The sequence below is a fragment of the Mycobacterium sp. FW102-FHT13B02 genome, from assembly GCF_058790275.1.
Genome location: NZ_JBYTCM010000031.1, coordinates 1 through 13,410, shown reverse-complemented (window position 1 = coordinate 13,410; position 13,410 = coordinate 1). Strand labels below are relative to the sequence as shown.

General features: G+C 65.9%; 13 protein-coding genes. 7 read left to right on the top strand and 6 right to left on the bottom strand.

The window, feature by feature from the left end; genetic code table 11:
• Positions 1-70: 70 nt before the first annotated feature.
• Complete coding sequence (locus AC3WTE_RS30235) at positions 71-826, bottom strand: TetR/AcrR family transcriptional regulator (protein WP_492443171.1); 756 nt, start codon at positions 824-826, stop codon at positions 71-73.
• A 246-nt stretch (positions 827-1,072) separates the two neighbouring features.
• Between AC3WTE_RS30235 and AC3WTE_RS30230 the strand changes: the two genes are divergently transcribed.
• Entirely contained in the window at positions 1,073-2,251 is a 1,179-nt protein-coding gene (locus tag AC3WTE_RS30230; RefSeq protein ID WP_492443170.1) for an NAD(P)/FAD-dependent oxidoreductase, read from the top strand.
• A 9-nt stretch (positions 2,252-2,260) separates the two neighbouring features.
• Here AC3WTE_RS30230 and AC3WTE_RS30225 read toward each other — a convergent pair whose 3' ends face one another.
• Positions 2,261-2,989: a LysR family substrate-binding domain-containing protein gene (locus AC3WTE_RS30225; protein ID WP_492443139.1), complete on the bottom strand. Its 729-nt coding sequence runs from the start codon at positions 2,987-2,989 to the stop codon at positions 2,261-2,263.
• A 28-nt stretch (positions 2,990-3,017) separates the two neighbouring features.
• On the opposite strand from AC3WTE_RS30225, the gene AC3WTE_RS30220 reads away from it, so the two are divergent.
• The 6 genes from AC3WTE_RS30220 to AC3WTE_RS30195 all read left to right on the top strand — a co-directional run bounded on the left by AC3WTE_RS30220 (position 3,018) and on the right by AC3WTE_RS30195 (position 8,805).
• The gene (locus AC3WTE_RS30220; protein WP_492443138.1) at positions 3,018-3,404 is read left to right on the top strand and encodes a DUF5997 family protein; all 387 of its coding nucleotides are present in this window, start codon (positions 3,018-3,020) and stop codon (positions 3,402-3,404) included.
• A gap of 63 nt (positions 3,405-3,467) precedes the next feature.
• A complete protein-coding gene (locus tag AC3WTE_RS30215; protein ID WP_492443137.1) occupies positions 3,468-4,349 on the top strand; it encodes an exodeoxyribonuclease III in 882 nt (293 codons plus the stop codon).
• Between the two features lie 185 nt (positions 4,350-4,534).
• On the top strand, positions 4,535-4,942 hold the full coding sequence (locus tag AC3WTE_RS30210; protein ID WP_492443136.1) for a VOC family protein: 408 nt from the start codon (positions 4,535-4,537) through the stop codon (positions 4,940-4,942).
• Between the two features lie 152 nt (positions 4,943-5,094).
• A complete protein-coding gene (locus tag AC3WTE_RS30205; RefSeq protein WP_492443135.1) occupies positions 5,095-6,447 on the top strand; it encodes a CitMHS family transporter in 1,353 nt (450 codons plus the stop codon).
• A gap of 50 nt (positions 6,448-6,497) precedes the next feature.
• A complete protein-coding gene (locus AC3WTE_RS30200) occupies positions 6,498-8,141 on the top strand; it encodes a sensor histidine kinase (protein ID WP_492443134.1) in 1,644 nt (547 codons plus the stop codon).
• On the top strand, positions 8,131-8,805 hold the full coding sequence (locus AC3WTE_RS30195; protein ID WP_492443133.1) for a response regulator: 675 nt from the start codon (positions 8,131-8,133) through the stop codon (positions 8,803-8,805). The genes AC3WTE_RS30200 and AC3WTE_RS30195 overlap by 11 nt, the downstream gene beginning before the upstream one ends.
• Here AC3WTE_RS30195 and AC3WTE_RS30190 read toward each other — a convergent pair.
• From AC3WTE_RS30190 to nrdI, 4 genes are read right to left on the bottom strand one after another with little or no spacing between them, the layout of a single operon-like run.
• On the bottom strand, positions 8,744-9,916 hold the full coding sequence (locus tag AC3WTE_RS30190) for a threonine synthase (RefSeq protein ID WP_492443132.1): 1,173 nt from the start codon (positions 9,914-9,916) through the stop codon (positions 8,744-8,746). The two genes, AC3WTE_RS30195 and AC3WTE_RS30190, sit on opposite strands and share 62 nt — an antisense overlap.
• Positions 9,913-10,668, bottom strand: coding sequence for an NUMOD3 domain-containing DNA-binding protein (locus tag AC3WTE_RS30185; RefSeq protein ID WP_492443131.1), 756 nt, complete (start codon positions 10,666-10,668; stop codon positions 9,913-9,915). The genes AC3WTE_RS30190 and AC3WTE_RS30185 overlap by 4 nt, the downstream gene beginning before the upstream one ends.
• 25 nt (positions 10,669-10,693) lie before the next feature.
• Positions 10,694-12,862: a class 1b ribonucleoside-diphosphate reductase subunit alpha gene (gene nrdE, locus AC3WTE_RS30180; RefSeq protein WP_492443130.1), complete on the bottom strand. Its 2,169-nt coding sequence runs from the start codon at positions 12,860-12,862 to the stop codon at positions 10,694-10,696.
• A complete protein-coding gene (gene nrdI, locus AC3WTE_RS30175; protein WP_492443129.1) occupies positions 12,829-13,281 on the bottom strand; it encodes a class Ib ribonucleoside-diphosphate reductase assembly flavoprotein NrdI in 453 nt (150 codons plus the stop codon). The genes nrdE and nrdI overlap by 34 nt, the downstream gene beginning before the upstream one ends.
• Positions 13,282-13,410: the final 129 nt, after the last annotated feature.

Sequence of the window (13,410 nt, the reverse complement as noted above, 5' to 3'; positions counted from 1 at the left end):
TTTCCTGGGAACGGCGGTACCGGATATTCCACAGTGTCCGGTCAGCCCGCCCAGGTGTCAACGGACCAGGCTACTGATGGCCGGCGTCGGCCACGGATTCTTCGCGGCGGACCGCGTCGTGCACCGGCAGGTCCAGATCGAACCGGATGCCGAGCAGCCTGGCAGTGCCGTTGATGGCGCCGATCATGATGGTCGTCATGTGCGCGACGAATTGGTCGCGGGGCAGGCGGCGCGGAGTCTCGTCACTGCCGCCGAGCCACCAGTCGGTCGCCGAGGCCGCCGCGCCGAACAGCGTGAAGGCCGCCAGCTCGAAGATGCTGGAGTCCAGGTCCATGTCCTTGAGCTCACCGCTGATCATGGCGGCGATGGCTAGGGTGATGTCGCGGCCCCGGTTGACGGTGGTCATCGCGGCGGCGGACTGGTCGGCGAACCGGCCCTGCAGCAAGAAGCGCACCACGTTGGGGTGCTGGTCCACCAGGTCCACGTAATGTTCGACGGCGCGGCCGATGATCTGACCGGTCGAATCGTTCTCGATGTCGATGGACGGAATCACCGCTGCCCACAACATGTCCCGCATCCGCTCGCCGATCTGCGAGAACATGTCGGACTTGTCGGCGAAGTGCCGGTAGATCTTGGGCTTGGCGGTGCCTGCCTCTTCGGCGATCTCTCGCACACTGACATTGGGGCCGAGCCGGTCGATGGCCCGGAACGCGGCGTCCACGATCTCCTCGCGGACCTTCAGCCGGTGTTCGCGCCAGCGCTCGCTGCGGGCGTCGACTTTCTCCGGCGCGCCCTTGGGGGGCGTGACCTTCACCTGCACGGTCACCGACGGAACGTTCACGCCCGGCACACCAGGAACTTTCACCCCGGCCTGGATGCCGGTGCGTGGAAGAGATGGCCTGCGCACCCCGCCACTGTACCGGTCGGGGCAAATCTGACCTGCTCAGACCGCTCGGCGCGGCGCATGTCACAACTGAGGCCGCCTCGTCGTGCCCAGCCGACCGACAGTGTTCGCGCGTAGCATCGCGCTCGGGATGCGCCCGAAAGTACCGGCGTGACAGGGGCTGAACACATGGCTGAGCGGTACGACGTCGTCGTAGTCGGCGGAGGTCCGGCGGGATCGGCCGCCGCCTGGCAGGCCGCGCAGACCGGCGCGCGCGTCGTCGTGCTCGACAAGGCCACCTTTCCCCGCGACAAACCCTGCGGCGACGGACTGACGGCGCGCGGGCTCAGTTATCTGCAGAAGATGGGCCTCGCGGAACAGGCCGCGACGTTCCATCAGATCAATCGGGTGACGGTGTTCAGCCCGCACCGATGGGAGCTGTCGTTCCCGCGCCGGCCCGGAATGCCCGACCACGGCTGCACCGTCAGTCGGACGCGGTTGGATGCCATGCTGCTCGCGAACGCCGCCGCCGCGGGCGCCGAAGTACGGCAGGGCGCCGAGGCGACGGGCCCCGAGCGCAGCGACGACGGCCGCGTCACCGGCGTGGTCCTCAAGAGCGGAGAGACGGTGCGCGGCGACGCCGTGATCGCCGCCGACGGCGCGTACTCCCCGATCAAGCGGGCACTGCACATCGAGTCCAACTACCACGGCTATTCGGCCATCGCGATTCGCGCCGAAATGCCCGCGAACCGCCCCGACTCCGATTCGCTGGACATCTATCTCCAGCTGCTGTTCAACGGCGACCAGTTGCCCGGCTACGGCTGGGTGTTCCCCATGGGCAACGGCACCTTCAACATCGGCCTGGGCTACGTCAACAGCTATCGAAATTGGCAGGCCATCAACGCAACTCGATTCCTCGGGGATTTCCTGCAGACGCTGCCGCGCGACTGGGAGCTGCCACCGGTCGACGTGTTGCGACGAAACAAGAGCGTCCGGGCCTGGCGGTTGCCCATGGGATTCACCGCCTGGCCGCCGTGGCGGCCCGGAGTGTTGTTCGCCGGCGATGCGCTGGGCGCCGGGAAACCGGCCTCCGGTGCCGGCATCTCGAAGGCGCTCGAATCCGGTTTGGCCGCAGGCGAATGCGCCGTCGCCGCGCTCATGAACGGCGGTCCCGACGACTTCACCAACTACCAGCAGCGAATCGAGGCGGCATGGGGCCGCGAGTACCGGCGCGGCCGTATCTTTCACAAGCTGGCGGGCATCCCGCACGTGGCCGAAGCAGGACGTCGCGCTCTGGACAGTCGCGCCTTCCGCGATGTGCTGCTCAAGTCGCTGTACAGGAAAGCGCAGGGGCCGTCCCACACGTGAGGCCACACCTCAGCGGCGGCCGCGCTGCGGCTTGCCCGGCTTCCGGGCGACCTTGCCCGTCGAGGCTTTTCCCGCGGCGGCCCGAGCGGCCTGCTTCGCGAGTGTCTTCTCCCGGGCGCTCCGCTTCGGCGCAGGCTCAGCCTGTCCCCGAGATGAACTGGCCTTGCGGCCCCGCACGATGCCGATGAATTCCTCGACCAACTCCGGCTGTTCCCCCGCCTGGAAGGCCAGCGCCACCGGGCACGTCGGTGCGTCGGTGATCGGGCGATAGGTGAGATCCTTGCGGTGATACAGCCGCGCCAGCGACTGTGGAACGATCAGCGCGCCCATTCCGGCCGCAACGAGCTCGATCGCGTCTTCGGTGGTCTCGGGCCGATGGTCGACCGGGGTACCGGGAGCGTCGGCCCACGAGACGACCTGGTCGAGCGGGATGAGAATCGGCTCACCGTCGAGGTCCGCGGCGGCGATCTCATCGACCGCGGTCAGGAGGTGGTCGGCCGGCACCACCGCCACCGTCGTCTCCTCGTAGAGCTGGATGACGGCCAGCCCCGCCGTATCGGCCGGCAGCCGGAGCAGTGCCACGTCGACGGTGCCGGCCCGCACGGCATCGGCCGCGTCCGCCGCCGTGACGGCGTGCAGGATCAACGGAACTTCACGGTGGCGCTCAGCCCAAATTCGCGCCCACTTCGCGGGCGTCCCGCCAGGGACGTAGCCGAGGGTCAGGGAGCGCGAGGTCACCGCGTCAGGCTACCGATAGGCTGAGCCCATGAGCAGGCCCAACGCGCAGTCCATGAAACCCGCCACCGCGGCGAAGAAGTTGGACGTGTACTTGCCGGCGACGCCTGCGGAGTTCCAAGAGAACGCGATCACCCGCGCCGAACTCGCCGCGCTGCAGGCCGACCCGCCGCAGTGGCTCAAGGACCTCCGCAAGAACGGGCCGCACCCCAAGAACCTCGTGGCGGCCAAGCTGGGCATCTCGATCGCCGGCCTCGCCCGCGGTGGCATCGAGAAAGCGCTGACCACCGAACAGATCGAGCGGCTGCTCGAAGAGAAGCCCGACTGGCTGGTCATCGAGCGGGAGAGCTACCAGCAGGTGCTGCGCGAGCAGCGGCGCATCAAGGCCCTGCACGCGGATCAGGCGCGCGAAGCGTAACGGTGGTGACAGGCCGCCGGCCCGTCACCAACCACCGTCGACGCGTCCGCTTCGATAGACCCGATGGCTGACACTCCAAACCTCCCGCTGGGCATCGCGACGTTCAACGTCAACGGCATCCGGGCGGCGCGCCGTCGCGGCTTCGACGCCTGGTTGGCCGGGCGAGGTCTCGACGTGGTGGCCCTGCAGGAGTTGCGCTGTCCGCCTGAGGAGGTCGGCGCGTTCGACGGTTATCGCGCGGCAATCGACTGCGGCTCGATCCCGGGCCGCAACGGCGTCGCGATCCTGACCCGCGAAGCACCGTCGGACGTGCGGACCTGGGTCTCACATCCGCCGCGCACTCGGGGCCTCGGGGCCCATGCGTTCGAGGGCCGGTACCTCGAGGTCGACCTCGCGGACGTTCCCCTCACGGTGGCATGTCTCTACCTGCCGAAGGGCGGCCTGCCCGCGCACCTGCAGCGGCCCGGCACCATGCGCGACACGCCTGACGGCGGCGCCAAGTACGACCGGAAGATGCGCTTTCTTGCGGCGTTCGCACGCGAGTTGCGCCGGAGCCGCCGGGCGGCGCTCGCGGCGGGCCGCGAGTTCCTGCTGCTCGGCGACCTGAACCTGGCCCATCTTCGGCACGACGTGACCAATTGGCGGCCCGCACAGAAGATGGAGGGCTTCCTTCCTGAGGAACGCGCCTGGCTGGACGCACAGATCGGGCCGCGCACGCTCGTCGACGTGGTCCGGACACTGCACGGCGACCGCCCCGGGCCGCTGTCCTGGTGGAGTTGGGCCGGCGAGTCGTTCGTCAAGGACGTGGGCTGGCGGATCGATCACCACCTCGCCACGCCGCGGTTCGCGCGGACCGCCGTGTCGGTGACCGTCGACAAGGAAGCCGAGCCCAGCGCGCGGCTGTCCGACCACGCGCCCGTGGTCGTGCGGTACGCCTTTTCCTGAACGCCGGGTACGGGTCACTTCCGACCGCCTGAACCGCCGAATAGCCGTTATCACAAGCATTTTCGCGCATTACGTGCTTCAACTGGACCAGTGAGCGCTGACGGGCGATGAGTTCTGCGCAGTTCGGCGGTCTATCCCTGCGACGGCACCCGCATCCGGGCGCCGCGGACCACAGGAGCTGCCCGATGCACCCCATGATCTTCGTGAACCTGCCCGTCGCTGACGTCGAACGATCGCGAAAGTTCTTCGCCGGCCTCGGCTATTCGTTCAACGAGAACTTCAGCAACGACAGTTGTGTGACGCTGGTGCTGGGCGCGAATCAATTCGCGATGCTGACGCAGCGCGACGTCTTCGACTCCTTGCACTCGGCCGAGACCGCCGACGCGTCGAAGACCAAGGAGTGCGTCGTCTGCTTGGGCGTCGAGAGCCGCGAGTGCGTGGACAAGCTTGTGGACGGCGCCCTCGCCGCCGGAGGCACCGTGGGTGACACCGACGACGAAGACTTCATGTACGGCCGTAGCTACCACGACCTGGACGGCCACTCCTGGCAGATCTTCTCGATGGCGCCCGCAGCCGCCGGCGTGCCCGAATAGAACCAAGCCAAGGGATCTGACCGTCGGTGCGCGGCAGCGCAACACTGAGCGAAACGCGCAAAAGCGCGACTAATACGTACAAGCTCGCTTTGTGATACCGGTTACAGCGACCCTTCTGAGATTGCTCCAGTCACACCCTCAGGAGATTGCTGATGCTGGTTGCCCTCGGCCTGACCATGGTCGCCGCCTTCATGGTCATCATCATGACCAAGCGCGCCACGCCCATCGTGGCGTTGATCGCCGTTCCCGTAATCTTCGGCCTGCTGGCTGGGGCGGGCACCGGGATCGGGAAGATGATCACCGACGGCATCAAGGACCTGGCGCCCACCGCCGCGATGCTGTTCTTCGCGATCGTGTTCTTCGGGATCATGATCGATGTCGGACTGTTCGATCCGGTCGTGCGCACCGTGATCCGCATGGTGGACCGCGACCCGGCCCGACTGGTGATCGGCACCGCGGTGCTCGCGGCGGTTGTCTCGCTTGACGGTGACGGTTCGACCACTTTCATCGTCACCATCTCTGCGCTACTCCCCCTGTATCTGAAGCTGGGGGTGAGCCCGGTGGTGCTCACCGTGGTCGCCGGGCTGGCGAACGGCACCATGAACATCCTGCCGTGGGGCGGCCCGACTGCGCGCGCGGCGGCCGCACTGAAGATCTCTCCGTCCGAGGTGTTCGTCCCGATGATCCCGTCACTGATCGCCGGAATGTTCATCGTGCTGGCCTTCGCGTGGCACCTGGGAGTGATGGAGCGCAAACGGATCGGCTCGATCGTGGTTCGTGAGCGGGTCCTGGCCGGCGCTGATGGCGGCCTGGAACCGACGGGGCTCAGCGTCGGCGACGGATTTGAGGGTGCCGCCGACGACTCGGGCGCGATCTCCGGCGAGTTCGCCCGACCAAAACTGTTGTGGTTCAACGCGACAATCACCGTCGCGTTGCTCGCGGTGCTCACCATGGACATCCTGCCCATCCCGGTGCTCTTCATGATCGCCGCCGCGGCGGCCCTCATGGTGAACTTCCCGCAGGTGGTCGAGCAGCAGGCCGCGATCACTCGGCATTCGTCGTCGATCGTGTCGGTGGTGGGCATGGTGCTCGCAGCCGCTGTGCTGACCGGAGTATTCAAGGGCACCGGCATGGTGGAGGCGGTGGCCACCTGGGTCACCGGCATCATCCCGGAGTCGATGGGTCCGCACCTCGGCGTGATCACCGGTGTGCTGTCCATCCCGTTCACGTTCCTGATGTCCAACGACGCCTTCTACTTCGGTGTCCTGCCGGTGCTCTCGGAGACCGCGAGCCATTACGGGATCAGCGCGGCCGAGATGGCGCGGGCTTCGATCACCGGGCAGCCGTTCCATATGCAGAGCCCGCTGGTCCCGGCGATCCTGCTCCTCGTCGCACTCGCCGGCGTGGGGCTCGCCGATCATCACAAGAAGGTGTTGTGGCGCGCGGCGGTGGTCTCGCTGACAATGCTGGTGGTGGGCGTCGCCCTCGGCCAGATACCGCTCTGACGCGCCGATCCGCGGCCGATCCGTCGTCGACGGCGATAGCCTCGACCCTCATGCCGAGGATCCGATTACGCACGCAGATCCTGATCCTGCAAATGGTGATCGTGACCGCCAGCCTGGCAGCCGGTTTCGGCATCATCATCCACCGCACCGACACGCAGACCCGAACCGAATTTGCGCGCCGCGCCCAGGCCATCGCGGAGACAGTGGCCTCGGACCAGGAAGTCCAGGCCGGTGCTGCCACCCAATCCGCGGCGCGTCGGGCCGGCCACCCGGCCTCCGCCGCCGAGTTGGCCGCCGCCCCACTACAACGGCAGGCCGCGGCCATCACCGCCCGCACCGGGGTGTTGTTCGTGGTGATCGCCGACGACGCCGGCTATCGCATCGCACATCCCGACGCGACGCAGCTGGATCGGCCACTGAGCACCGATCCGTCCGCCGCCCTCGGTGGCAAGGCCGAACTGACCGTGCAGCAGGGCACCCTCGGCGATTCGGTCCGCGCAAAGGCACCGATTCGTGGCCGGGACGGCAGCGTCGTCGGCCTGGTCAGTGTTGGAGTGGCGATGGATACGGTGACTCGCGCCACCCACCACAGCCTGGTGCTGCTGATCACGTTGGTGGGGATTGCGCTGACGGTGGGGGCGATCGGCTCAGCTCTGTTGACCAGGCGGTGGCGCCGCCTGACCCTGGGCCTGGAGCCCGAGGAGATGGCCGAGCTGATCCGCGAGCAGGACGCGGTACTGCATTCGGGTGCGGAGGGAGTCATCGCGATCGACGCGGACGGCATCGCCCGGGTGATCAACGAGCGGGCGCGGGAATTGCTCGGTATCACCGCCGCACCGGGGACGCCGCTGCGCGATCTGGGCCTCACCCCCCGCGTGTCCGCGATCGCGGCGGAGCCGACGACGGCGCCGGTGGCCGCGGCCGTCAACGAACGCGTGGTGCTGGTGTCGTCCCGACGGGTGCACCGCGACGGCACCGATCTGGGCACGGTGCTGACCGCCGTGGACCGCACCGACATCGAGGCGCTCACCCGCGAACTGGACTCGGTGCAGGCGATGAGCTCAGCGTTGCGGGCACAGCGCCACGAGTCGGCGAACCGCCTGCACGTGGTGGCAGGCCTACTTCGCGACGACCGGACCGCCGAGGCACTGAGGTACCTGGACGAGATCACCGGACGAGCCGGCGTGGCCCCGGTGCCGGGTCTCGAACGCCTGGACGAGCTGCATCTGCGGGCGTTCGTCGGTGCAAAGGCCGCCCGTGCCCACGAGCGTGGCGTCGTGCTGCGGGTGGGCGAAGAAACGGCACTGGTCGGCACGCTCGCCCACCCGGTGGATACCACCACGGTGGTCGGGAATCTGCTCGACAACGCGATCGACGCGGCGGCCGAGAACGCGGCGCCAGACTCGCATGTCCCGACGGTAGAGCTGGATCTGCTGCGCGACGGGCATGATCTGGTCATCGTGGTGACTGATACCGGGCCCGGGTTCACCGTCGACGACCCCTTCCTTGAGGGGGTTACCACTCGATCCGACCCGACGGTGCCGGGTGGGCGCGGGATGGGTCTGGCCATCGCACGGCAAGTGGCGCGCGGACATCGTGGGGACGTCACCATCGCCGCACGCGGCGGCACGGCCGGCGAGCCGACCACGGTGCTGGCCACGATTCCGGGAGGTGTTCTGGGCGATGACGCGTGAGCTGCGAATCCTGGTGGTGGACGACGACTTTCGGGTCGCCGCGCTGCACGCCTCGGTGGTGGACTCGATGGTCGGATTCGTCGCGGTCGGCTCGGCGCGAACCATCGCCGAAGCCACGGCGATCGTGGCCGGCGCCGATGCCGCGCAGGCACCGGTGGATCTGGCGCTGGTCGACGTCTACCTACCGGACGGCTCGGGCATCGACTTGGTGCGTAGCCTGCGCTGCGACGCGTTCATCCTGGGTGCCGCGGACGATGCGGCGAACATCCGGGCCGGGTTCGCCGCCGGAGCGCTGCAATATCTCATCAAGCCGTTTCCGAACACCGAGTTGGCGCGGCGCCTGGCCGCCTACACGGCGTATCGGCGAATCCTCGATGGCCCACATCTGACTCAGGAACAGGTGGACTCGGCGGTCTCGGCGCTGCGGTCCGAACGGCCAACCACCAAGAAGGACGAGGGCGCCCCACTGACCGAGCGCCTGATCGTGGACGCGCTCCGCGAGGCAGGTGAACCGCTGCTGGCCGACGAGATCGCGCAACTGGTGGGCGTCGCCCCAGCTACCGCGCGGCGCTACCTCGCGGATCTGGTGCGGGCCGGCACCCTCACGATGGGCCTGCAGTATGGCTCCACCGGCCGTCCGCGCCAGCGTTACGCCCCGGCGTGAGCAGGTGACTGGCCTTCAGCCCTGATCCGGTGAGAACGGCGACGACGGTGTCCGCGGCACTGATCTCCCCGGCTGCGCGTAACTGACGTAGCGCGGGCACGACCTGGGCGCTGGTGGGTTCGACGAACAGACCGGTGCGGGCGAGTTCCCCCACCGCGGGCAGCAATTCGTCCTCCGGCACCGCGACGGCGGTCCCGGAGGTATCCCGGATCGCTTGCAGGACTTCACGATCCCGCACGGGCTTCGCGATGGCCGTCCCCTCGGCGACCGTCGTCGACCATGGCTGTTCGGCGACCTCGTCTCGGCCCTGTCCGATGGCCGTGACAAGCGGGCAGCAATTTTGCGGCTGACTGACGAGAATTCTTGGTACGCGCGCGATCTCGCCGACACGGTACAGTTCGCCGAATCCGATGGCACAGCCGAGGACGAGGCTGCCGGCACCTGCGGGAACAAGAACCGCAGTGGGAGCGCGGAATCCGAGGTCTTCCCAGATTTCGTAGGCGATCAGCTTGATGCCCTGCAGAAAGTACGGGTGCCAGTTGTGGCTCGCGTAGAACGTCGTTGCGGCGCGACGCACGGCCTCGTCGGCCACCTCCTGGCGAGTACCCGAGACCAATTCGATGTGGGCACCGTGCAATCGACTCTGGATGACCTTGTTCGGCGACGTCGCAGCCGGCACGAGGATGTGTGCGCCGATCCCTGCCGCCGCGCAGTATGCCGCAACCGAGGATCCGCCGTTGCCGCTGGAGTCCTCGAGTACCCGCTCGATCCCCTGGTGACGCAAAGCCGTCACCATCACGGACACGCCGCGATCCTTGAAACTGCCGGTGGGGTTCATCGACTCGACCTTCAGACCGACGTCGATGCCGTCGAAGGTCCGGGTGAGCAGCGGTGTCCGACCCTCAGCGAGGGTCACCGGGTCGATGTGCGCCAAGGGATTTGGTAGCGCGGTGCGGTAACGCCACTGCGAGTTGATCGCGGTGTCGATCTGCTCACGGCCGATACCCGGCAGCGGCTCGAAGACCAGAGGGGTGCCGTCGTCACCGCGCCAGCAGGGCTGGTCGGCGGGATAGCGGTTACCGCCGCGGTCGATTAGGTGCGGTCGACTCAACTCGAGTCTTCAATGCAGTACTGGCAGGTGTCTTTCTTGATTCCCCGATTTGTGTGATAGCGGGTATGAGCACTACGTCGACTCGACGGCATGGGCCGGCCTTTTCGGACCGCTGACATTTTGGCGCGTGTTTCCGCACTGGCACTTCGGCCAAAATTGGGGTTTCCAGCACCTTTCCGCTGCTCTGAAAGCTTGGCCTTAGCCTCTTCCGACATCACATGACCGAAACTGGGGTGATCAGCACCAAACTTCCCATAATTCGGATTGTCAGCACCAACGTTCGTGCCTTTACGTGCGGCCGACCACTTCGCTCGTTGCTCCGCGGAGTGTTCCCCTCGATAGAACGACGCCTCTTCACCGAATCTGCTGGGAATCTTACGACCGGTCGATCGAATCCTCGCTGCCTCCCGCATCTCCGCGGTCCACACAACGCCCGTCGGTCCGAGTCCGCCGTCCGAGAGGTTCAGCAGTGGATGCCCCTCCTGCCGAAGAAGCGCTATCCACGCAATCTCGGCCTCGCCTAGCTCGTCGAGCCCGTCTGTCCAGTCCAGCGGGTCCACGATCAGATCGTCGCGCTGCTGTTTTCGCAACCAGTCATAGAACGGCGTTTTTCTCGCGTCCCAAGCGACCTTCAGATGCTGCCGCAGGCGTACTTGCGCGGTTTTCGTCGTGAGGCCGACATAGCGATAAACGGACTCCGACCGGAGCCTGACCTCATAGATCAGGCCTCCGGTCGGAGTTCTACCAGTCATGAAATCCGCTGTCAGCGAACAATCACTACAACATGCAACTGACGCAACCCTCCACGGACGTGCCCTCCAGAGCCATCTGACGCAGCCGGATGTAGTAAAGCGTCTTGATGCCCTTGCGCCAGGCGTAGATCTGCGCCTTGTTGACGTCGCGGGTCGTGGCGGTGTCCTTGAAGAACAGCGTCAACGAAAGCCCTTGGTCCACATGCTGAGTGGCCGCGGCGTAGGTGTCGATGATCTTCTCGTAGCCGATCTCGTATGCGTCCTGGTAGTACTCCAGGTTGTCGTTGGTGAGGTACGGCGCCGGGTAGTAAACGCGGCCGATCTTGCCTTCCTTGCGGATCTCGATCTTCGACGCGACCGGGTGGATCGAGCTCGTCGAATGATTGATGTACGAGATCGAGCCCGTCGGCGGGACGGCCTGCAGGTTCTGGTTGTAGATGCCGTGCGCCTGCACTGATTCTTTCAGCGAGCGCCAATCATCTTGCGTCGGAATGTGAATGCCGGCATCGGCGAAGATCTGACGCACCTTGTCGGTCTTCGGCGCCCACTCCTGCTCGGTGTACTTGTCGAAGAACTCACCCGAGGCGTACTTCGACTTCTCGAACCCGCCGAACTTCGTACCGCGTTCGATCGCAATGAGGTTCGAGGCGCGCAGCGCGTGGAACAGCACGGTGTAGAAGTAGATGTTGGTGAAGTCGATGCCTTCTTCGGAGCCGTAGTGAATCTGCTCGCGCGCCAGGTAGCCGTGCAGGTTCATCTGCCCCAGGCCGATGGCGTGAGAGTCGTTGTTGCCCTGCTCGATCGACGGCACCGACCAGATGTGGGTCTGATCGGACACCGCGGTGAGCGCCCGGATCGACACCTCGATGGTCTGCGCGAAGTCCGGCGAATCCATCGCCTTGGCGATGTTGAGCGAGCCGAGGTTGCACGAGATGTCCTTGCCGACCTTGGCGTAGGACAGGTCCTCGTTGAACAGCGACGGTGTCGACACCTGCAGGATTTCCGAGCACAGGTTGGAGTGCGTGATCTTGCCCGCGATCGGGTTGGCCCTGTTCACCGTGTCCTCGTACATGATGTACGGGTAGCCCGACTCGAACTGGAGCTCGGCGAGGGTTTGGAAGAACTCGCGGGCCTTGATCTTCGTCTTGCGGATGGCGCCGTTGTCGACCATCTCGTAGTACTTCTCGGTGACGTTGATATCAGCGAACGGCACCCCGTAGACGCGCTCCACGTCGTACGGCGAGAAGAGGTACATGTCCTCGTTCTTCTTCGCCAGCTCGAACGTGATGTCCGGGATCACGACACCCAGCGAGAGCGTCTTGATGCGAATCTTCTCGTCGGCGTTCTCGCGCTTGGTGTCGAGGAAGCGGTAGATGTCCGGGTGGTGCGCGTGCAGGTACACCGCACCGGCACCCTGGCGGGCACCGAGCTGGTTGGCGTAGGAGAACGAGTCCTCCAGCAGCTTCATGATCGGGATGACGCCCGAGCTCTGGTTCTCGATGTTCTTGATCGGCGCGCCGTGCTCGCGAATGTTGCTGAGCAGCAACGCAACTCCACCGCCGCGCTTGGACAGCTGCAGCGCCGAGTTGATCGAGCGACCGATGGACTCCATGTTGTCCTCGATGCGCAGCAGGAAGCAGCTCACCGGCTCGCCGCGCTGCTTCTTGCCCGAGTTGAGGAACGTCGGGGTGGCCGGCTGGAACCGGCCGTCGATGATCTCGTCGACCAGCTTCTCGGCCAGCTCGGTGTCGCCGGCGGCCAGGGTGAGGGCCACCATGACGACGCGGTCCTCGAACCGCTCCAGGTAGCGCTTGCCGTCGAACGTCTTCAGCGTATAGCTGGTGTAGTACTTGAATGCGCCCAAAAACGTTGGGAAGCGGAACTTCTTGGCGAACGCCCGGTCCAGTAGCTGCTTGACGAAGTTGCGGCTGTACTGGTCGAGCACCTCGCGCTCGTAGTACTCCTTCTCGATCAGGTAATCGAGCTTCTCGTCCTGACTGTGGAAGAACACCGTGTTCTGGTTCACGTGCTGCAGGAAGTACTCCCGCGCCGCGAGCACATCCTTGTCGAACTGGATCTTGCCGTCCGCGTCGTACAGGTTGAGCATCGCGTTGAGAGCGTGGTAGTCGCTCTCACCGGGCAGCGCGTGGGTGGTGGCGGCTACCGGTTCTGCAGCTGTGACGGTTGGTGGCACGAGAGTTCCTTCCAGAAATCTTCCAGACCCTCACGAACGGCGATGACGTCGTCCGGGGTTCCCATGAGTTCAAAGCGGTAGAGGTACGGAACACCGCACTTGCGCGAGACCACGTTGCCCGCGTAGGCGAATTCAGCACCAAAGTTGTTGTTGCCCGCGGCAATGACGCCACGGATCAACGACCGGTTGTGCTCGTTGTTGAGGAATGCGATGACCTGCTTGGGCACGTAGCCGCCGTTGTCGATGTCCGGGGTCGCCTTGCCGCCGCCGTAGGTCGGCAGCACCAGGACGTAGGGCTCGTCAACCTCGATACGGCCGTGCAGGGGGATTCGAGTGACGCGGTCGGCCGGCCAGTCCAATTTCTGGACGAAGCGGTGGGTGTTCTCCGACACGCTGGAGAAGTAGACGAGATTGCTCACTGTTCCTTCTCCTCCCCCGGTTGATTGGTTTCTAGGCGGTGACCGCCACGGTGACTGGCGGACGGTCTATATTCGTGTGTGCTGTATTCGGCACTGTTCTCCTTCATTTCATCGGGCCTGCTGGCGTGC

Excerpts from the sequence above, each read along its gene's own strand:
- AC3WTE_RS30220 (WP_492443138.1), top strand. The coding sequence starts at position 3,018 with ATGAGCAGGCCCAACGCGCAGTCCATGAAACCCGCCACCGCGGCGAAG.
- AC3WTE_RS30185 (WP_492443131.1), bottom strand. The coding sequence starts at position 10,668 with ATGACTGGTAGAACTCCGACCGGAGGCCTGATCTATGAGGTCAGGCTC.
- AC3WTE_RS30200 (WP_492443134.1), top strand. The coding sequence starts at position 6,498 with ATGCCGAGGATCCGATTACGCACGCAGATCCTGATCCTGCAAATGGTG.
- AC3WTE_RS30230 (WP_492443170.1), top strand. The coding sequence starts at position 1,073 with ATGGCTGAGCGGTACGACGTCGTCGTAGTCGGCGGAGGTCCGGCGGGA.
- AC3WTE_RS30195 (WP_492443133.1), top strand. The coding sequence starts at position 8,131 with ATGACGCGTGAGCTGCGAATCCTGGTGGTGGACGACGACTTTCGGGTC.
- AC3WTE_RS30205 (WP_492443135.1), top strand. The coding sequence starts at position 5,095 with ATGCTGGTTGCCCTCGGCCTGACCATGGTCGCCGCCTTCATGGTCATC.
- AC3WTE_RS30210 (WP_492443136.1), top strand. The coding sequence starts at position 4,535 with ATGCACCCCATGATCTTCGTGAACCTGCCCGTCGCTGACGTCGAACGA.
- AC3WTE_RS30215 (WP_492443137.1), top strand. The coding sequence starts at position 3,468 with ATGGCTGACACTCCAAACCTCCCGCTGGGCATCGCGACGTTCAACGTC.